Origin of the sequence: Chitinophaga hostae (assembly GCF_018224885.1) — a bacterium.
GTDB lineage: Bacteria > Bacteroidota > Bacteroidia > Chitinophagales > Chitinophagaceae > Chitinophaga > Chitinophaga hostae.
Genome location: NZ_JAGTXB010000005.1, coordinates 473388 through 491829 on the forward strand (window position 1 = coordinate 473388; position 18442 = coordinate 491829).

Genomic DNA, 18442 nt, shown 5'->3' on the forward strand with positions numbered 1-18442 from the left:
TTAAAAGATATGAGAAAGAAAATACGCTTAATCGGATGTTACCTGTTATTCGGAACTGCCACCGTTTTTGCGCAGAAAAATGAGCAATACCGGAATGCCGATCCTAAAGAGCTGGTCAAAAGCACTACGCTCACAGAGCAGCAATTGATGGATATTCAACGATACTACCAGTTTGATTTGAAGGATATGAAACGGGGGCAGGAATTGCAACAACTGCTGCTGGCGAGGTATCCAAAAGGCGCTTTAGCCCGCATGTCAGCCTTTCAGCAGCTGTCTGGCGCAAAAAACGCAACGGAGATGACGGCTTCTGCAGAAAAATTTCTGAAAGCATTTCCTTACGACGCCTGGAAAGCAAATCCCAATCACCAGGAATTTATTTATTACAGCGTTCATCGCGAACTGGGCGCGGCATATATGGACACCCGGCAGTTTGATAAGCTGGTAGCATTTTGTACACCGCTCAACTTCAAAACAGAAAATGAAATATACCGCTGGAATATTATGCGGGCCTATGTTTTTAAAACAGTTGGCCGTGACTCACTGCTGAATATCTCGACGGCCCTGATCAATGAACTGATAAAAAAAGTAAATGACAGGTCTTATGAGGAAAAGGGTGTGTTTACTCCCGAGAAAGCAGCGGATAATGCCAATGAACAACTGGATAATGAACTGAATACGCATATTTCGTTACTGCATGGCCTGAAACAATATCCAACAGCAAAAGGATATTTCAAATACTTGTCTTCCAAAGGCGCCTATGGATCAGCGGACCTTAACGATATCTACCTGGATATACTTGAGAAAACCGGGGAGCAGCAGGCTATGCAGCCGTTCCTGGAAAACTGCGTAAAAGCTAATGCGATGACTCCGGGAATGTTGGATAAACTGAAAGGAATTTTTGCGGCTAAAGATAAAACGCCCGGCGCTTACGAAAAATACCTTGCTTCCCTGAAATCAGGGAAGGAGCAGGAAGAGCTGAAAGCAACCGTAAAAGAGCACCTGACGAACCAGGAGTATGTTCCTTTTGCATTGGAAGATGCAGATGGTAAACTGGTAAGGTCCAGCGACTGGGGTGATAAAATTGTAGTGCTTGATTTTTGGGCTACCTGGTGCAAACCTTGTATCAGCGCGTTTCCAGGCATGCAGATGCTGGTAGATAAATATGCGCAGGACCCGCAGGTGGCGGTGTATATGGTAGGTACCATGCAAACAGGTAACTACAAGGAAAAATCGGAAGGATATGTAAAACAGGAAGGTTTCCGCTTTCACCTGCTGCACGATGCCGTGAATAAGAAGACAGGGGAACAGGACCTGGTGTTTAAATCATTTGTTCCTTATTTCCAGTCTTCCGCTATCCCCAGGAAAGTAATCCTCAAAGACGGTATAATGCGTTATACATCGGAAGGTTACTCCGGCAGTCCGAGTAAACTGGCAGATGAACTGACGTATGCTATTGAACTTTTAAAAGCAGAAAAATAATTTATGTTGCTGAAGAAATATATATTGATAGGATTGGGCCTGGCGGCCTTTTCGTTTCAAACGAACGCGCAGGTAAATCCTAAGGAAAAACTCTGGCAAACATTAAAAGCCATCCAGGGTAACTATGTAGATTCTTTAACAGATGAAACATTGGTAAATGCTGCCATAGCAGGAATGATGCGCGAGCTGGATCCGCATTCCCGTTATTTTTCCCATGAGGAGGCCGGGCAGATGCAGGAGGCTATGAAAGGAAACTTTGCGGGTATCGGCATTCAGTTTATGATGGAGCATGATAGCTTGTACATCACCCAGATAGTAAGCGGCGGACCGGCTGAGAAGGCGGGTTTAAAAGCAGGCGACAGGATACTGGCGATTGATAAAGCCCCGGTAACAGGAACAGACAACTTCGCCATCATGAAAAAGATCCGGGGCGAAAAAGGCAGTCCCGTTTCACTGCAAGTGCTCCGCAAAATGGACGGAGCAAAATTTACCACTGAAATTATACGTGATGTGGTGGCCGACAGGTCGATAAGGTCCGCGTATATGATCACAGATAAAGTAGGCTATATCTCGTTACACATCTTCAGTGAAACTACCCGTACAGAAATGGACAACGCCCTCATACTTCTGAAGGAACAGGGGATGAAAAGCCTGATCCTCGATCTCCAGGGTAATGGCGGTGGCTATGTACAAGCTGCGATTGGTGTAGCCGATGAATTTTTACCAAAAGATAAACTGGTATTTTACAGTGTTGGAAAAGATAAGGGTAAAGACTATTACTATACCGGCGGCTTTGGCAATTTCATGGAAGGAAATCTGGTAGTATTGATAGATCAGTCTACCGCATCGGCAAGTGAAATTCTGACGGGTGCGTTGCAGGACTGGGATCGTGCTGTGATAGTGGGCAGAAGGAGTTTTGGTAAGGGCTTGATGCAACGCCCCATTCCGGTATTTGATGGCTCCGTGCTGGAACTGACCGGCGCCCGTTATTACACGCCTTCGGGCAGGTCTATCCAAAAACCTTATCATGGCAGCAGCTATAACGATAACGTACAAACGCGCTTTGCCAGCGGCGAGCTGACAAATGCTCACGTTATTCATTTTCCCGACTCGCTGAAATATACCACGCTGGTAAATAAGCGTACCGTGTATGGCGGCGGCGGAATTATGCCCGACAGGTTTATTCCGATAGATACCATAGAATATAACGGCTGGCTACAGGACGTAGCAGAGCAGAACCTGGCGGGGAAGATCACCTTTGATTACCTGGATAGCAACCGTGCTGCTTTGCTTTCCAGCTATCATGATTTTAAAGCGTTCAATAAACAGTACAATGTACCGGAATACCTGGTACAGGAGGTAGTTGGCGCCGCAGAAAAAGCAGGGTTGCCGCTACATCTGAACAGCAAAGACAGGATCATCAGTTTACTCTCACTGGAAATTAAAGGGCAACTCGCCAGCCAGTTGTTTGCAGGCAATGACTATTACCTGCAGGTATTGAACAGCGATAATGGCAGCATCCGGGAAGCCCTGCAGCTGCTGGAACAACCGGATCGCTTTGCGCAGCAACTTAAACCAACGGCAACCAAAAAAGAGAAGAAATAATATTTATCAAAAAAAGTAGTCATGAATTTTTATAAGATATTGATACTGGCGGCATCAGGGATTCCTGCAGTTGCCGCCGCTCAACAGTCGTATACCATCAAAGGCAGTGTGAGCAATATAAAGGAACCGGTTAAAGCCTTTCTGACCTATAAGGTAAACGGGGAGCGGAAGATAGACTCCGTTATCATGAAAAACGGCAAATTTATATTCCATGGTTCAGTGGGCGCGCCAAAAGAAGCGCATATCCTGGTAAAGCACAATAATCTGCCACCAGATCCAACTACCCGCCCCGTGGAGGATATCCTGCCCTTCCTGATCGAAGACAGGGTCATTACCATTGCTGCCAAAGATTCTGTGAAAAATGCCATGATCACCGGTAGCCCGGCAAACGACGACAATGTGAAGATCACCGCGTTACTGAAACCTTATTACGACAAATACGGCCTGCTGAACGATGAGTTTAAATCGCAATCGGCCGAAAAGCAAAAGGATTCCGCTTATATCTCCAGCCTGGAACGCAGGGCCAATGACATACAAACGGAAATCATTGCAGTGAAAATGAAGTACGTGAAAGCCAATCCAGGTAAGTATATGGCGTTAATGGCCTTTAACTCCACGCTACCGCCGGAGTTCGATGCCATTGCAGCAGAAAAGAATTTTAATGAACTGGATCCGGCGATTAGAAAATCGGATCTGGGCCTGGAACTGCAGGAAAGAATTGCTAAAGTAAAGAAAACCCAGCAAGGCGCGGAAGCACCGGATTTTACACAGTTGGATGTTGATGGTAAACCGGTGAAGTTATCTGATTTCAGAGGCAAATATGTATTGCTTGATTTCTGGGCTTCGTGGTGCGGTCCCTGCAGAAGGGAAAATCCAAATGTAGTGAAAGCTTACAACGCTTATAAGGACAAAGGTTTTACCGTATTGGGCGTATCGCTGGACAAAGACGGCGACAGGGACAAATGGTTGGCTGCCATTGAAAAAGATGGCCTGCTGTGGACACAGGTATCTGATTTGAAAGCATGGGAAAATGAAGCTGCAAAATTATATGAAGTAAATGCTATCCCAATGAACTTCCTGATTGATCCCAATGGAAAGATCGTGGCCAAATACCTGAGGGGAGAGGCTTTGGAGGAAACATTAAAGCACCTGTTATCTAAGTGATCTATCCTGATGTATTCGCCATCATCAGTACCTATGCCCCGTGCCGGAGCTTTCCGGCGCGGGGATTTATAATGTCCCGAAAAGCAATGTAGTGCCGGTCATCTTTTGGGAAGTTGTACCGAGATCGTTACAATGGTTTGATGGGCGTATGCCCCAGTTCATGCCGCAGTTGTTTTATTTCGCTTTGCAGGTCATGTACACGGCTCAGCAAGTGGGTAATGGCTTCCAGCCCTTCCATGTTGATGTCCATGTCGTAATGCAGGTGCATGTATTTTTCGAGATCGGCCAACTGGTCATAGTCAATAAAGTACTCCTGCTCTATGAGTGTTAGCTTTATCAGGCCATAATCGTTCAATGACTGCACAAAGGTGGTTTCAATGCTATAATAAGTGCAACATTGTGCTACTGATATATTTCTTGAAGTATCCATAACTACCCTTTTTGACGCTCTTCAGCAAGTTCTTTAAATAATTGTTTTTCCTTTTCTGTGAGGTGCTTCGGAATTTGTACCTGGTAGGTGATATAAAGATCCCCAAATGTTCCTGTTTGTTTATACACCGGAAATCCCTTGCCTTTCAAACGCACTTTGGTACCCGCCTGTGTTTCGGGCGCTATTTTTAGTTTTATTTTCCCGCCCAGGGTATCAATGGTTTCTTCTCCTCCGAGTATGGCGGTAAAGAGATCCAGCGGGATATCGGTGTAGAGGTCATCGCCTTTGCGCACAAAGGCGGTATCGTTATGAATGGTAAAAGTAATATAGAGGTCTCCGTTAGGACCGCCATTGGCGCCCGGCGATCCAAAGCCTGCAAGTTTTATTTCCTGTCCGTCCTGGATGCCGGCAGGAACGGTGATCCGTATATTTTTCCCGTTAACCGTGAAGGTTTGCTTATGGGTTTGATAGGCATCTGACAAATTCAGCTGCATAGAGGCGCGGTAATCCTGGCCTTTAAAGCGGGCTTGTCTGCCTCCGCCTCCTCCGCCACTGCGGTTACCAAACATGGAAGTGAAGAAATCAGAAAAATCGCCTTCCTCTCCGTTAAACGAATGATATTCACCACCGCCTGCTCCAAATGGATTACCCCTGCCGCCGCCTCCGGCGGCCTGCTGTTGCCGGCGCGCCTCTTCAAACTGATCGGCATGTTTCCAGTCGGCGCCATACTGGTCATATTTTTTCCTGTTTTCAGGGTCGCTCAATACTTCATTCGCTTCGTTGATCTGCTGAAAAACCTTACCGGCCTGGGGGTCATTAGGATTCAAATCCGGGTGATGCTTGCGGGCCAGCTTCCGGTAGGCCTTTTTGATATCATCGGCCGTGGCATCTTTTTGAACGCCCAGTATCTTGTAATAATCGATATAGTCCATGCTTCAAAAATTTACGTGATTCAATCATCAGTCAGCCGGTTCAGGAAGACGAGTCCGCGGTGTACTGATCCAGTATATTCATAGAAGGGGCAAAGAAGAGGGTGCCGGTATGCGCCGTGCTGAAATCCAGTATCCTGTCGTAGTTACCTGCCGGAACACCGATGAACATCCGTTCCAGCATCTTAAAGGTAGTACTAAAGGTATTGGCATAAGCAATAAAATAAGTGCCTGTTTCATTTTTTGACGGATTGCCAAAAACCATGTTATCTCTTACTATTTTCAACTCAATACCATCTTCAGGATCCAGGCCAGCGAGGGCGCTGTGTGAGTTAGCGGGTTTTACATCATCCGGCATTTCAATGTCGCTCATTTTATAGCGGCCAATTACTTTCTCCTGTTCTTCCGTTGGCAGCTTCGACCAGCCACTCATATTGTGCAGGTATTTTTGTACAAAAAGATAACTGCCGCCTTTATAAACCGGGTCTTCATCGCCTACCACTGCAAACAACGTTCTTTCATTGCCTACCGGGTTTTCTGTACCATCCACGAAACCAAGAATGGAACGTCCATCCCAATACCGGAAACCATGTACTTCTTCCAGGCAGTCGGCAACCGGCAATAATACCTCCGATATAGCGGTGATCATATCAAAGCAAATAGCGGTATCGGTTCCCCGCAGATGGAAATGCAGGTCGCCCGGAGTGGCCACAGCGGTATGTTTTGCCCCCACTACCGGCTCGAAATTTCTTAATTCCTTCGGAAGGGGCTGAGGTAACGACAGCTTCAGCCAGGCTTCATAGCCCACAGCCATTACGCAACTCGCCCGTCCGGGGCCTACCCTTATGGTAAAGGATTTATTGAGATTTGATACCAGGCCGCATAATCTTTCGAAAACAGTTTTGATGTCCATACCCTCCCGGAATTTCCATACGGTAAATATGGTGTTGTTGTTCGGGTAGTCGGTGACGTGCTGGGATTCATATTGTATTGGTTTGCTCATATATTCTAAAAGTTGCCCGTTGTGATGTTGGTTTAAATAATGAATGCCGGAAATTAATCATTTTCGGCTATTCTCGAAAGCCCTGTTGGCCTATCTTTTTATCCTGTAAAAATGGTAAATTGGTAGTTCGTAAAACCTGCTATATGAATAAAGACGTACAGGCCTACAACGACGCTATGTCTGTAACAGACAAAGCTATCGGCCAGAAACTGGCCCGGGAGATAAACAAACACCTCGCAGCAGCAGAAAATAAAATCTGGCACCGCCATCCGGTTTGGTTTCTGAATGGCAACCCGATTGTTGGCTATAGTAAGTTGAAGGATTGTGTGCGCCTGTTATTCTGGAGCGGGCAATCGTTCGGGGAAGAAGACCTGCAGCCCGAAGGTACTTTCAAGGCAGCAGAAGCCCGCTACACAGATGTGAAACAGGTAGATGCCGGTCAGCTAAAACGCTGGCTGGAAAAATCCGTAAAAATTCAGTGGGATTACAAAAATATTGTTAAGCGGAAAGGCGTGCTGGAGCGCCTGTCCTGAGCTGCGGCTTCTTATGCATTTACCCGCTGCAATAACTTCCTGCTCTCTTTGTTTACAAATGTAATCGGCACAAATTTGTCGGTAGGCGCCCCAATATAATATACCATCCACTCCGGATCGTGATGCGCCAACATTTCGCTGATACAATCGGCCCTGTGTCCCATGGGATTGGAACAATCGTCCCAGTAAAACAGCTCTACGCGGTAGTGCAGCTGCTGCTTTTGGTTGTTAATTGTTACTTCAACTTCTATCTCCTGCTTACCCGGCAGCGGAGGAATAGGAATGACAATATGACTCATAATATGACGGTTATATCAACGCTGCCGCAAGAAGATTGCCACAGCGCCGGGGTAAACAAACTACATCACTTATGTATGATTATTTTCTATACCTGTTCACCAGTGGTCGGCTATTGTCCGGAAACGGACAGTTGCGGCAAGGCGGATGCAAAAACAGCCACCCGGCTGCCCGGATGACTGTTTAACTAAAATTGCCTCAACAGGTTGTTATTTGCTGCCGTCTTCCTTTTTACGCGGTCCCTGGCTTTTTCTATAGGCCTTCAGTTCGTCTTTGTCGATAAAAGTATCTTTGTTGGTGTCGATGGCATCAAAGTTATCCTTCAGCTTAGCCAATCTTTTATTGTCTTTGCTGGCAACATCTACCTCTGTTTTGCTGAGCTTTCCGTCTCCGTCTGTGTCGATTTTTTTGAAGAACCCTTCGCGGTCTTGCTGGGGTTGCTGTTGCTGCGGCTGTTGCGCATAAGTTTTTACGGAAGCAAGGGTTGCCACTAACAAACCTGCTGCAAGAAGATGCTTGGTCATAATTTTGGGTTTTAAGTGTTATGATGATTGTATGTGCATAGAAATACTGAATGAATCAGTCGCCACCGCTAAGGTGTGGAAAGAAGTTAGTTCAGCATATCATAGTCGGAGGTTGGATGCTCCACTTTTTTAAAAGTTTAATGGCAGCAGCATTTCTTAACGCTATTTAACAGTGGTTGACAGTAGTTAACGTTATCTCCCGTAATCACATAAAAAAGCCTTCAAACCGTGAGGTCTGAAGGCTTTTACGCAGTACAATATACTGGTGTTTAGAACTTTATCAACAGTTTTTCGGAAATAAGCTTGCCATCTTTGTAGTATTCGAAATGCCAGTCACCATTCTTTTTCATCACGATGCCGTGAGCCACTCCGTTGTCAGCAATGAAATATTCCGGTGCAGATGTTTTAAACAGGGTTAAAACTATTTTTGGAGAGGTGTCAATCAACTGGTACCCGTTGGCAGTTGCCTGGGCATATAAGGTACCGGCAGCTTCTTTTACTTCCGCTGTTGCAGGAGCCGATACCGGGGCAGGAGCGGTGGCCGGTACAACCGGCGCGGCGGCGGCAGCAGGAGCAACCGCAGCTGGTTTAGGCGCTTCCGCTGTGGTGCCGTCGTAACTATACGCTACATCATTCAGCGAGGTGAAGGCATCTCTCAATGCAAGATTATAGGAAGTCGCAAATTCCTTCTCCCTGCTTTTACCTTCTTTACCTTTGAAGATGATATTACCTTTACAATCCTTTAGGATAAGGGTGAGATTGGTAACGAATAATCCTTTTTTCTGTACTACGTCCGTGTTCAGTGCATTGCACCTGTTGTCGGCAAGCTCCCTGGGTATTTCTGAATTATCAAAATAAACGGTAAATCCTTTTTCTTCCAGCAACGATTTGGTTAGCGTGTTTAAGCCATATTGGTTTATTTCTTTGGAAAAACTGAACCTTTCCGGCACCACTACGTATTTAAAATTGTTGATGGTTTGCTGGGCATACCCGGAAAACGATGCCAGTACAAGAAATAGAAATGCGTATCCTTTCATATTAATATTTTATCTGTCTGATAATGACGAATATATAGAAAATAATTGTCAAAATCAGCACAAACCGTTGATAGTTTTGGTTCACTATCACCGGGCCTTTGCGGCTATCTTGCTTAACAGCTTCGGATTATTCATAGCAGTATAGTCATACTGGTAAATACCATCCCGGGCACTGACCAGCAACCGGTGCTGGTTTTCGTAAGGGATCACGTCATAGGTATCCAGGCCTTCCAGGAATTTGGTAGTAATAATATTGTGCACATCCGCGGCGTCCATAAAACGAAGCCCGTAACTGCCTTCACAGATAAAAAGTTTTCCGTGGTCAACACCCAGGCCAAAGGGATTCTTCATTTCAACCGTATTGATCTTTACGGGGTTGTCTACATTGCTGATGTCAAACACCTGCAGCTGGTTAATATTACCGGCGCAGAAAGAGCCGCTTCTAACGGTTACAAAGGCTTTGCTGCCTTCTACCACCACGGGATCACAGGCCCTGAAATGGGTTACTTCGGAACGTTTTCCCGGTGCGGCCGGATTGGTAAGGTCATAAATAAACATCGCGTTTCGGCTGCCAATGAAAAGGTACTCGCCATAGGGGAAAATCGTTTCAATATCACGGCCGATGGTCTGTGTGTTTTTGAACGCCGGGCTGGCCGCATTGCTGAGATCAAATGCGCGGAGCTCGGAGTAATTTACCGTGTAGAGGTAGTCTTTGGCAATGGTGAAACGGGCCATGGAACCGCCCTTTCCTGTACCGGGACTTTGATTGTTATAAGCAGCGGTGAGCATATCACTCTCGAACATGATGCCGTCTCTCTTGTCAAAAGTGCAATCGCAAACGTAGGTGGTATCCCGCAGCGTATAGCCAACGGCAATGCTATCGGGGTCAGTATACCACCCGAGGCGCATGCCGTTTGCATCCACAGGTAGGTTGATGATGCCGGGGAGCCGTTTTACAAATGAAATTTTGCGGGGATCTGTGATGTCGAACACGTTCAGATCACCATAGCTGTCGGTGTAAAGGATATTTCCCTTTATCGCCATGTCCTGGGTGCCCATTACATTCAGGAAGGCCACGGGCTTTGGCGACGCAGGGTTACTGTTGTCGATGATGTGAATACCGGCATATGGCTCATTCACATAAATATACTGGTCTTTGGTATAGATCTTACCGGGCCTGCCTATTTCCTTTGGCGCGGTTGATTTGATGGAAGCCCAATAATCTTTGGTCGCCATCCTGATAGGCGTGTATATTTTGGTTGTAACAACGGTGTCAGCGCAGTTTTTCCTGGTACATCCGCTTAGTGCGAATACAAGAATAGCCATCACCGTGAGTTTGTAGATAGTAGAGATATGCATGGGGGCGGATTTTTCCGTTAAACGGGTGCCCGGCAAAGAATGTTACATGCCGTCATAGCCGATCATGTTAAGTTGGTTAAATTAAATACATGACTATATTTATAATGTATCTTTTTCAATCACTTAGCGCGGTATTTATTTCTCTCCATAGATCAGGAGGGCGCTGCCTGCTATCACTACATTTCCCGAAGGGTATCTTTTATTCACTGCCTCAAACACTTCATTTTTAATCTTTTCCTTCAGGGGTTCATCGGCTTTGCTAAGTGCGTTCACAACGGGGGCGGCGATTTCATTCATCATCTCCCAGTAAACATCCGCTGTTCCGCAATTCATTTTCCCGGTTACCTCTTCCTGCAAAACATTGAGGAACCCGGCCTGGGTAAAGAGGTCGGTCATCACGTTAGTTTTGGCGCAACGGAACATGCCCGGTGCACCCGGGGGAGGAGCAGGTAAATCCATGTTGCGGTTGATCGCATCCATACTGGCCGTTATCCAGAAATTTTTTTCCGGGACACTCCACACGGCGGTGGCGATTTTTCCACCAGGTTTGAGTACCCGGAACATTTCTTTTGCTGCCATCAGCATGTCAGGAAAAAACATAAAACCAAAGCGGCAACTGATGGCGTCAAAACGGTCGTCGGCAAAAGGCAGTTCACAAACATCACAGGCCACTGTTTCAATATTGTTAATACCTCGTTCCACGGCATTTTCCCTTGCTATTTTCAGCATATCTTCTGCAAGATCAGTCAGCACCACTTTTCCATTACTAAGCCCGGCGGCAATGCTCAGTCCCGGCTCTCCCGTGCCGGACGCCACATCCAGTACTACGGCATCATTTCTCAAACGAAGCAGCCGGATAATTTCAACACCCATCGGTTTTAAAAAGTCCATGGTTAATTCATCCCATTTTTTCCATCCCGGGGAAAATTTATTCCATGTTGTTCTTTGCTGATCGCGGATTTGTTCAAATATTTGTTCCATAAAGCAGGCATTTTTAGTGTTAGCAGATGGGGGCGAAGATTCGCGTTTCATGAAATGTTTTTGGTGCTGGCCAACAGTCGATACATGCTGACGATCAAGTTCACTTTCTTTGGTAACGGGACTGTTGATTACTGGGGCTGCAGGTGAATGTTCGAGTCAAAAATAAGCTATTCCCGCATGATGTCTGCAGGAAAATTTTGTTGTCCGTTTTTCCCGGTTTAATGACCGTTTACACGCAATATACCACCGGGAATATTTGCCGGGAAAGGGTTGACTGTTGCGAAGGTTATTTTTGACCTATGCATACCCAGGCGCTTAATTCAAACTCAAAGGCGCCGGCGCCGAATTGTTGTATAAGCCGTTGCTCCAGTTCCTGTGCCACGTGATCATAGGAAGAAGGGAATTTTTCTTTTACCTCCCTGCCCAGCGGATGTTGCAGGAAGTAGCAGGTAACGATATGATGTGCAGATGCTGCATGCCCTTTGATCTTTACCTGTTTAACATCGTGGTGCGCAAACCCGCCCTGCTCCAGGAATTCATGTAGTTGAGCCGGATCGTGTAATGCAAACGGGGTATAGAACCGGTTGGTATCTTCTCCTTTAAACAGTGGGATAATCATTTCGTTAATGATCAGCTGGAACAAAGGCATACTGGCTGCCTGATCCCAGGTGGTAAATACAAAGCGACCGCCCGGTGTAAGCACACGGTATGCTTCGCGGATACCGGTTTGTTTATCCGGTAAAAACATGATGCCGAATTGATTCACCACGAGGTCAAACGATCCGTCAGAAAAGGGTAGTTGCTGCGCGTCGGCCAGCTGGAAGGTAATAGAGGTATCCTGTAATTGTTGCCGGGCCAATGCCAGCATATCCGGGTTAATGTCTGTGGCAATCAGCGTTGTGGCGGCCGGGAAATTTTCCCGGAGATGTTTGGTGACCCTGCCGGTACCACAGGCTATTTCCAGGATGGCTGTTGCCGGCGCCGGGGCAATATGCCGGAGCAGTTCCTTCGCCGAAGGCTCAAATACAAGCGGGCCAAGGTATTCCTCATAGTTGGATGCATCATTGCCGGTGATCTTATAAACTTCTTTAGCCATTATTGCTATTTTAGGGAGATGTGGGTTGATGCTGAAATTACATTTGTTTTCGGAAAAACAATCAATATAATGTACCGGAAATGCCGGACAAAGTTAAGCCCCGCTATGCCGGGGCTTTTACCTGGTTTAAATGATTTTCATTTTGACGGTATCGGCGCTTTTTTGAATCTCCCCCAAATGATGAACCCTGCCATGGCTGCTGCAACGATATTGGCGCCAATCACAGCTGCTTCTCCTCTTGATACGTGAAAAATGATGGCGCAAATCATTAATGCCAATGCGCCAACGGCAGCTACAGGCGTAAGTTGTGGCTTAATACGGAGTAACGACGGAAGTACCAGCCCCGCTGCGGCCGAAACGTTTTATCCAAAGAAGTACCAGGTATTACAGATAAAACCTTATCAAAAGAATTGAAAAGCCTGGAAGCTAATAAACTCGTAAAAAGAGAGGTGTATGACACCTTCCCGCCAACAGTGGAGTACACCATCACACCGCATGGCATGTCGCTGGAAAAAGTGTTTGAAGCGCTGCACTACTGGGGGCTTGCACACCGCAAAGCAGTTATAGGGAAGTAATTATAGCCCTGGAAATGATAAAGGGGCAGCTGTTTACAGGCAGCCGCCCACTACATTTATATCACTTCTATAAACGAAATATAATCTCCTGCACTTTCGTTTATTCTTGTCGCGGTGGCATGATGCTCCACACCATAAAAAGCAAAGAAAGATTTATAATCCGCCCTTACATAATCGAAGGTAATTTCAAAAGGTGCAGTCAGCTGCGCCAATGTATATTTGTACCTGCCGGATGCCGTATAGTCGTGCTCGTTAATACCCACGCTGATGCCCAGCGCTATTTTTTTGCCGGCCAGCTGATACCCGCTATGGGAGCCATAAGCCCATCCATGTGTTAACACTTCATCCAGCCACTTTTTAAACAACGGCGGGCAGTTGAACCAGTAGAAAGGAAACTGGAAGATGATTTTATCATGGGCAGCTATTAATTGTTGTTCGTACGCCACATCAATTTTTTCATCCGGATATAAACGGTGCAGGTCATGTATTACGTACCTGTCGGGATATTTTTTTAGTTCATTTATCCACCGTTTGTTGATCACCGAAGTTTCAATATCAGGATGAATCAATACTACAAGTGTTTTCTTCATAAAAATTATTATTATAATTGTAAACAGGCTTACGGAAATTGGCGTTGGCTATTCCAATAAAAGTCCTGACTTTTGCTGGTGCAAAGGTGGCATTCCTTAACCTGCAGAACAATACGGGAGGAACTAATCCCATAGTGATAAATTAATCACAGGTCAGGTAGTTTATTTTTTGAAAAAGTAAAAGGTGTGTAAGACATGTATCAGAGAAAAATTCCGATCGACTATAATTGCGGTCTTAATGTGGCAATGGAAGTAGTAGGTTCCAAATGGAAATTTTGCCTGCTGGATGAAATTTCAAAAGGTGTAGCACGTCCCCGTGACCTGGTAAACACGATCAACGGTATTACCCGGCGCGTGCTGCAGAAGGACCTGAGAGAACTGGAGGTACATGGCATGATAGGGAAAACGATCTACACCGAAGTGCCTTTAAGAGTGGAGTATTATCTTACGGAAGTGGGCAAAACACTTTTACCGCTGGTAACCGCCATGGACAAATGGGGACTGGAGTTTGCACCCCGTTTGAAAGCCGTAATGGAAAATGAAGAAATGGAGAAACCGGTGATCGCTGGTTGATATTATACGCTATATTATACCTCAAAAGGAGCGATATCCACGTAGTATTTACGCGGATTATTCCGATCCATGTATACATCTATTTTTTTGTTCCGGTCAATGAGCGGGGTAGGATCGGACCAGATAAACCCGCTTTTAAAAGCATGCGTTTCCCCAGTGAGGGGATCTTTCCATGCACAGCGAATAAAGAACGGGCGGCGGTTGTTGACATGAACGTAGTTATTGATATCTACTGCCACAAATTGGGCGGGAACCAGCTGCCCTGACTGTTTCAGTTGTTCGTTGCGCGTATGCTTTAATTTTCTCACAGTATAATAGCCCGTCCCGATAAGACCGAATACCAGCCCAAGGCCCCCGGTAATAATGGCGCCCAGGTACTCCTGCCAGCCGGCTATTTTCGCATCCCCGGGATTTTTTGGATCATAGTATACCAGTACGCTCTCCCCGATGTGGTATCCTGGCGGATTGGAGGAGAAAGAAGGAATATAGCGATGTTTCACACCGTTGCCGTCTTCGTAGGTAACAACGGGCGTATAAGTAGGGGAGCTGCTGTTGGAAGAGCGGCTCCGCTCCAGCATATCCACCACCGTACCACTGGTTTTTGCGGCGGCTGCATCAAACTTTTTAATGCTGTAACAGATCACCAGGGAAATGATCAGCAGAAGCAGGCCAATGCCCAGAAAAATATTGAAAACAAGAGATACTGTGCTGCGTTTCATCAGGGCGATAACATTGGGTTAGCACGCAATATAATAAATTTATCATGGTGCGGTCGATATCGCCAATGCCTGCTACTCCTCTTTCTCCTCCGGCTCTTCTGTTTCTTCCAGTTTATTATCGCTGCCCCGGCGCAGCTTCACCACCGGGTTACTCTGTGTACCTGTAACGTTGAAGGGTATACCAAAAATACCAAAAGGCGGCAGGCCCAGGCGACCTTTCAGGTTCAGCTTACCATCCAGGCTCACCTCGCCTTCAAAACGGGGCCGGAAACCGGCTACCCGCATCTTTGTGCGGTTAATGGTGATGATGTTATTGTTGATGCTGGTTTTAATTTCTACTTTGGAAAGGTCCGGATCTTTCATGTCTCCTTTGCCGGTACTGCTGCCAACAGCATTAAACAATTTAAATCCTTTCAGTTTTATTTTCCTGACAGATAATACGCCTCCGCCTTTCAGGGAAGGATATACCGGGTTCATGTTGCCATCCAGTTTGCCGTTCAGGCTATAATCAAGACCAACAATACCACTGGCATAGGCCGCAGAAGTGGCCATGTCATGAAAGATTTTGATTTCGTTATAAGCTCTTTTGATATCAAATTCTTTGGCGCTGATGTGATAGTCGAACGCCGCTTTTTGCGGATGCAGACTGGCATAGCTTGCATCCATTTCTACCGGTGCGCCGATGATGGTGAAACCGGTTTGATTTAATTTAAGCTTGCTGCTGTCTACTACCAGTTGTCCGTGAAAGCTGTTGATATCGATGCCTTTAAACCGGATCTTATCTGCGGCTGCGTTGAGGGTCAGCGAAAGGTTGGCGGGGATGATCACTACGCCGGAAGTGGCGGCAGGCGCACTTTTGGGGGCGTTGGCAGGTGCAGCGCCGTTTACCATCAGCTCATCTGCCAGTATGTAACTGCTTTTGAGATCAAAGTTGCCCCGAAGTGGCTGGTCTTTTTGGGTGGCATAGCCAATCACGTTACTCAGGTAGCCATTCAGGGTAATAGCAGATTTTCCATAGCTGCCGTTAAACTGATCAAACCACATCTTGTCCTGGTCAAAGCGGAAAACCCCATTGTTTACCAGGAAGGGCAGCGGGAACAGGTCGGATGTCAACGCAATATTCTTTAACGTTAAGGTTCCCTTGTTGTTCAGTTTACCGTAGCGGCCGGCCATGGCGTCGCTCTGGGAGCCGCGTAGCGACAGGTCAGTTTTTATAAAACCTTTCAGGTCGTATCCCTTTATCGCAAATACTTTGTAGATACGGCCAAGATCTATCACCCCATTGGATGCAATGGCATACTGCAGGTTATCAAAGTTATTAAGATCGGCCTTCAGCACAAAGGGCTGTCCCTCAAATGCGAAGGATATGGGTTTGAGGTCTACTTTCAGCGAGCGCATGGTGCCGGAAGTATTGGTAACGGCAGCGTCTATATTAATTTTCTCAATGGGCTGAGGATAGTATTTCGTTTGTACGGCGCCGTTGTTCATGGTCAGTTTGGCCGTGGTGACCGGGAACAGCCGTTTTGCCGGCAGATAGGTGCCTTTGGTAACAATGTTGATGGCGAGGTCGCCGCTCATATCGAGACTATCAACCGGGTATACCTTTTTTATATCGCTCATGTGGAGCACGGATTCAAGGCTGGCGTCTACCAATGGCTGCTGCGCATTGGAGAGGCGCAGGTAACCTTTGATGTAGTTGCTCAGCATATTGGCGTTGATATCTTCTATGTTGAAATAGGTGTGGGTATAGTTGCCATCGGGGCAGGAGGCTTGTGCATTAAAGCTGATATTGTTGACGGCTTCCGGCAGGGATACAAATTTAAAATACCCATTCCGCAGGGTGGCCTTAAAATCAAAAACCGGTATACTGCTGACCACTGTGTCGGCACGTTTTTGCAAACCATTATATACTACGCTTGTGGCATATTTGCCGTCTGCCTGCAGATGCGCCTGCAGCCTGCCTTTCAGGTCCATCGATTTTAATCCTACCGCTCTGTTCCAGTTACCCAGGTCGATGTCGGTATTCATTTTTATATGAATGTCCGGTGTTTTTAATCCTTTTACGCGGATGACGGAGCTGAAATAATCTTTGTCAATGTTGAAGTAGATAGAATCTACGTTAACGTAAAGACTGTCGGTATTCAGCTGTGCCAGGGTTGACTGGAAGTTGAGGAACAGGTTTTTTATCGGGGCGGGTGACTTATCATTAGCGATGGTCCCGTTTCTTACTTTCATGTTAAAGGTAAGATCGGGCATGGTATTACTTTCTGCAATATACTGTCCGATCAGCGATGCGTTTACGTCGGCGGTGCCGGTGATATTTACGTGTTCTGCCCATTTCGCATATTCCGGGGGTAAGGCACCAAAAATGGCATGCAGCTCCGATTCCATGGAGCTGAGCCGGAAGTCCATCTTATAGCCGTTTTTCAGGAATCCGAATACGCCGTTGAAGCGTACCGGCAGATCATTTATTTTTAAATCGTTTTTCTCAAAAACGAGGTCCAGTGAATTGGTATTGATCTTTGTGATCAGTTCTCCATTCAGTTTCTTTGATAAAATATACTGGGTGCCGCCATAGCTGAGGTCAAATAAACCGATGTTAATTTTTGAGTACAGGTCAAACTGTGCTTTGCTGAGATCCCCTTTACCCAGGTAGTTTACATCTTTCGCCTGCAGGTACATGGGGAGGGACTGGTCGTTGTAAATAATATTGCAATGCTCCAGTTGTATGCGCGCTATTTTCATATTGGCGCTGCCACTGTCGGGTTGACTCTCCGCCGCTGCAGGACCGGATTTATATACGTTATAGTTAGGATGGCCTGCAGTATCTACCAGCACATGAATATTTCCTTTGGTAAGATATATTTCATCGATGTTGATAGAGTTGGCAAAAACGCTGGACAGGTTAATTCCTAATGCTACTTCGTTTGCGGAAATAAGTGTATCGGCCGCAAATGGCGCTGCCCCTTTCAGACTAAAATCATACAGGGTTAATGTAAGCGAGGGAAAATGGTTAAAAAACGACAGCCGCGCCTTGGAGAAGTTGAGATCCCCGGTGATGCTGTTGTTGGTCCATGTTTTTATTTTGTTGGATATCGTTGCAGGAAAAAGGACAGGCAACAAAAACAGCAGGGCAATGATCCCGGCCAGTGATATGGAAAAAATTTTCAATGCCTTGATGGCAATCTTTTTAATGTTTGCGTTACGCATGGAAGACTAGGCGCGTTTGAATGTTATTCTCTATATGAATAGGTTACATCGACCTATTTATTAGGGGAAAATAATATGTATGAAAATGAATAATGACCCGGCCGCGAAGATAGCTATATTTTATGATCAGGCCGTTATCAGCTGCTGATATGGCGTTCCCTTATCATGCTGAAAATAGATAAACGCCGGTTTTGCAGATACCCTCTATAAGTTGTAACTTAAGAGTAGTGTTTAATAAATCCATCACATATGCTGAGCCTTATCGAAATAGTTTACTGGATCATTTATATTCCGCGCAGAATTGCTGCCGCCCGGAAAAAATATGCCAAGCCATAATT

The 18442-nt window shown here is 46.1% G+C and carries 20 protein-coding genes; 7 read left to right on the forward strand and 13 right to left on the reverse strand.

Features of this window, described 5'->3' with window-relative positions:
• The first annotated feature begins 9 nt into the window (after window positions 1-9).
• From KE626_RS13570 to KE626_RS13580, 3 genes are read left to right on the forward strand one after another with little or no spacing between them, the layout of a single operon-like run.
• Entirely contained in the window at window positions 10-1479 is a 1470-nt protein-coding gene (locus tag KE626_RS13570; protein WP_211973442.1) for a TlpA disulfide reductase family protein, read from the forward strand.
• A gap of 3 nt (window positions 1480-1482) precedes the next feature.
• Window positions 1483-3084 carry a S41 family peptidase gene (locus KE626_RS13575; protein ID WP_211973443.1) on the forward strand — a complete coding sequence of 534 codons (1602 nt, stop codon included), beginning with the start codon at window positions 1483-1485 and terminating at the stop codon, window positions 3082-3084.
• A gap of 21 nt (window positions 3085-3105) precedes the next feature.
• A complete protein-coding gene (locus tag KE626_RS13580) occupies window positions 3106-4248 on the forward strand; it encodes a TlpA disulfide reductase family protein (protein ID WP_211973444.1) in 1143 nt (380 codons plus the stop codon).
• Window positions 4249-4375: 127 nt separating this feature from the next.
• Here KE626_RS13580 and KE626_RS13585 read toward each other — a convergent pair whose 3' ends face one another.
• From KE626_RS13585 to KE626_RS13595, 3 genes are read right to left on the reverse strand one after another with little or no spacing between them, the layout of a single operon-like run.
• A complete protein-coding gene (locus KE626_RS13585; protein ID WP_211973445.1) occupies window positions 4376-4678 on the reverse strand; it encodes a chaperone modulator CbpM in 303 nt (100 codons plus the stop codon).
• A gap of 2 nt (window positions 4679-4680) precedes the next feature.
• On the reverse strand, window positions 4681-5610 hold the full coding sequence (locus tag KE626_RS13590) for a DnaJ C-terminal domain-containing protein (RefSeq protein WP_211973446.1): 930 nt from the start codon (window positions 5608-5610) through the stop codon (window positions 4681-4683).
• Between the two features lie 40 nt (window positions 5611-5650).
• Window positions 5651-6610, reverse strand: coding sequence for a Dyp-type peroxidase (locus tag KE626_RS13595; RefSeq protein ID WP_211973447.1), 960 nt, complete (start codon window positions 6608-6610; stop codon window positions 5651-5653).
• 143 nt (window positions 6611-6753) lie between these two features.
• Between KE626_RS13595 and KE626_RS13600 the strand changes: the two genes are divergently transcribed.
• Complete coding sequence (locus KE626_RS13600) at window positions 6754-7143, forward strand: DUF1801 domain-containing protein (RefSeq protein WP_211973448.1); 390 nt, start codon at window positions 6754-6756, stop codon at window positions 7141-7143.
• 11 nt (window positions 7144-7154) lie between these two features.
• Here the strand turns inward: KE626_RS13600 and KE626_RS13605 are convergent, their stop codons facing one another.
• The 7 genes from KE626_RS13605 to KE626_RS13635 all read right to left on the reverse strand — a co-directional run bounded on the left by KE626_RS13605 (window position 7155) and on the right by KE626_RS13635 (window position 12754).
• The gene (locus KE626_RS13605; protein WP_211973449.1) at window positions 7155-7442 is read right to left on the reverse strand and encodes a hypothetical protein; all 288 of its coding nucleotides are present in this window, start codon (window positions 7440-7442) and stop codon (window positions 7155-7157) included.
• A gap of 207 nt (window positions 7443-7649) precedes the next feature.
• Window positions 7650-7964: an EF-hand domain-containing protein gene (locus KE626_RS13610; protein WP_211973450.1), complete on the reverse strand. Its 315-nt coding sequence runs from the start codon at window positions 7962-7964 to the stop codon at window positions 7650-7652.
• 269 nt (window positions 7965-8233) lie between these two features.
• A complete protein-coding gene (locus KE626_RS13615; protein WP_211973451.1) occupies window positions 8234-9001 on the reverse strand; it encodes a hypothetical protein in 768 nt (255 codons plus the stop codon).
• An 87-nt stretch (window positions 9002-9088) separates the two neighbouring features.
• Window positions 9089-10360: an LVIVD repeat-containing protein gene (locus KE626_RS13620; protein WP_211973452.1), complete on the reverse strand. Its 1272-nt coding sequence runs from the start codon at window positions 10358-10360 to the stop codon at window positions 9089-9091.
• Window positions 10361-10495: 135 nt separating this feature from the next.
• Window positions 10496-11341 (reverse strand): class I SAM-dependent methyltransferase, encoded by an 846-nt coding sequence (locus KE626_RS13625; protein ID WP_211973453.1) that lies wholly within the window; start codon window positions 11339-11341, stop codon window positions 10496-10498.
• A 286-nt stretch (window positions 11342-11627) separates the two neighbouring features.
• Complete coding sequence (locus tag KE626_RS13630) at window positions 11628-12437, reverse strand: class I SAM-dependent methyltransferase (protein ID WP_211973454.1); 810 nt, start codon at window positions 12435-12437, stop codon at window positions 11628-11630.
• 137 nt (window positions 12438-12574) lie between these two features.
• The gene (locus KE626_RS13635) at window positions 12575-12754 is read right to left on the reverse strand and encodes a DoxX family protein (RefSeq protein WP_346344406.1); all 180 of its coding nucleotides are present in this window, start codon (window positions 12752-12754) and stop codon (window positions 12575-12577) included.
• Between KE626_RS13635 and KE626_RS35045 the strand changes: the two genes are divergently transcribed.
• The gene (locus KE626_RS35045; protein WP_346344403.1) at window positions 12690-12851 is read left to right on the forward strand and encodes a hypothetical protein; all 162 of its coding nucleotides are present in this window, start codon (window positions 12690-12692) and stop codon (window positions 12849-12851) included. The two genes, KE626_RS13635 and KE626_RS35045, sit on opposite strands and share 65 nt — an antisense overlap.
• Window positions 12848-13012: a winged helix-turn-helix transcriptional regulator gene (locus tag KE626_RS13640; protein WP_249207449.1), complete on the forward strand. Its 165-nt coding sequence runs from the start codon at window positions 12848-12850 to the stop codon at window positions 13010-13012. Before KE626_RS35045 ends, KE626_RS13640 begins: the two co-directional genes overlap by 4 nt.
• 56 nt (window positions 13013-13068) lie before the next feature.
• On the opposite strand, the gene KE626_RS13645 is transcribed toward KE626_RS13640, so the two are convergent.
• Entirely contained in the window at window positions 13069-13602 is a 534-nt protein-coding gene (locus KE626_RS13645) for an NAD(P)H-dependent oxidoreductase (protein WP_211973455.1), read from the reverse strand.
• Window positions 13603-13797: 195 nt separating this feature from the next.
• On the opposite strand from KE626_RS13645, the gene KE626_RS13650 reads away from it, so the two are divergent.
• Window positions 13798-14175 (forward strand): winged helix-turn-helix transcriptional regulator, encoded by a 378-nt coding sequence (locus KE626_RS13650; RefSeq protein ID WP_211973456.1) that lies wholly within the window; start codon window positions 13798-13800, stop codon window positions 14173-14175.
• Window positions 14176-14189: 14 nt separating this feature from the next.
• Here KE626_RS13650 and KE626_RS13655 read toward each other — a convergent pair whose 3' ends face one another.
• A complete protein-coding gene (locus KE626_RS13655; protein ID WP_211973457.1) occupies window positions 14190-14894 on the reverse strand; it encodes a DUF3592 domain-containing protein in 705 nt (234 codons plus the stop codon).
• Between the two features lie 72 nt (window positions 14895-14966).
• Window positions 14967-18104, reverse strand: coding sequence for an AsmA family protein (locus KE626_RS13660; protein ID WP_211973458.1), 3138 nt, complete (start codon window positions 18102-18104; stop codon window positions 14967-14969).
• Window positions 18105-18442: the final 338 nt, after the last annotated feature.

Coding starts and splice junctions, on each gene's coding strand:
- KE626_RS13650 (WP_211973456.1), top strand. CDS start 13,798: ATGTATCAGAGAAAAATTCCGATCGACTATAATTGCGGTCTTAATGTG.
- KE626_RS13660 (WP_211973458.1), bottom strand. CDS start 18,104: ATGCGTAACGCAAACATTAAAAAGATTGCCATCAAGGCATTGAAAATT.
- KE626_RS13580 (WP_211973444.1), top strand. CDS start 3,106: ATGAATTTTTATAAGATATTGATACTGGCGGCATCAGGGATTCCTGCA.
- KE626_RS13575 (WP_211973443.1), top strand. CDS start 1,483: ATGTTGCTGAAGAAATATATATTGATAGGATTGGGCCTGGCGGCCTTT.
- KE626_RS13625 (WP_211973453.1), bottom strand. CDS start 11,341: ATGGAACAAATATTTGAACAAATCCGCGATCAGCAAAGAACAACATGG.
- KE626_RS13615 (WP_211973451.1), bottom strand. CDS start 9,001: ATGAAAGGATACGCATTTCTATTTCTTGTACTGGCATCGTTTTCCGGG.
- KE626_RS13590 (WP_211973446.1), bottom strand. CDS start 5,610: ATGGACTATATCGATTATTACAAGATACTGGGCGTTCAAAAAGATGCC.
- KE626_RS13630 (WP_211973454.1), bottom strand. CDS start 12,437: ATGGCTAAAGAAGTTTATAAGATCACCGGCAATGATGCATCCAACTAT.
- KE626_RS35045 (WP_346344403.1), top strand. CDS start 12,690: ATGATGGCGCAAATCATTAATGCCAATGCGCCAACGGCAGCTACAGGC.
- KE626_RS13605 (WP_211973449.1), bottom strand. CDS start 7,442: ATGAGTCATATTGTCATTCCTATTCCTCCGCTGCCGGGTAAGCAGGAG.
- KE626_RS13595 (WP_211973447.1), bottom strand. CDS start 6,610: ATGAGCAAACCAATACAATATGAATCCCAGCACGTCACCGACTACCCG.
- KE626_RS13600 (WP_211973448.1), top strand. CDS start 6,754: ATGAATAAAGACGTACAGGCCTACAACGACGCTATGTCTGTAACAGAC.
- KE626_RS13620 (WP_211973452.1), bottom strand. CDS start 10,360: ATGCATATCTCTACTATCTACAAACTCACGGTGATGGCTATTCTTGTA.
- KE626_RS13610 (WP_211973450.1), bottom strand. CDS start 7,964: ATGACCAAGCATCTTCTTGCAGCAGGTTTGTTAGTGGCAACCCTTGCT.
- KE626_RS13655 (WP_211973457.1), bottom strand. CDS start 14,894: ATGAAACGCAGCACAGTATCTCTTGTTTTCAATATTTTTCTGGGCATT.
- KE626_RS13585 (WP_211973445.1), bottom strand. CDS start 4,678: ATGGATACTTCAAGAAATATATCAGTAGCACAATGTTGCACTTATTAT.
- KE626_RS13570 (WP_211973442.1), top strand. CDS start 10: ATGAGAAAGAAAATACGCTTAATCGGATGTTACCTGTTATTCGGAACT.
- KE626_RS13645 (WP_211973455.1), bottom strand. CDS start 13,602: ATGAAGAAAACACTTGTAGTATTGATTCATCCTGATATTGAAACTTCG.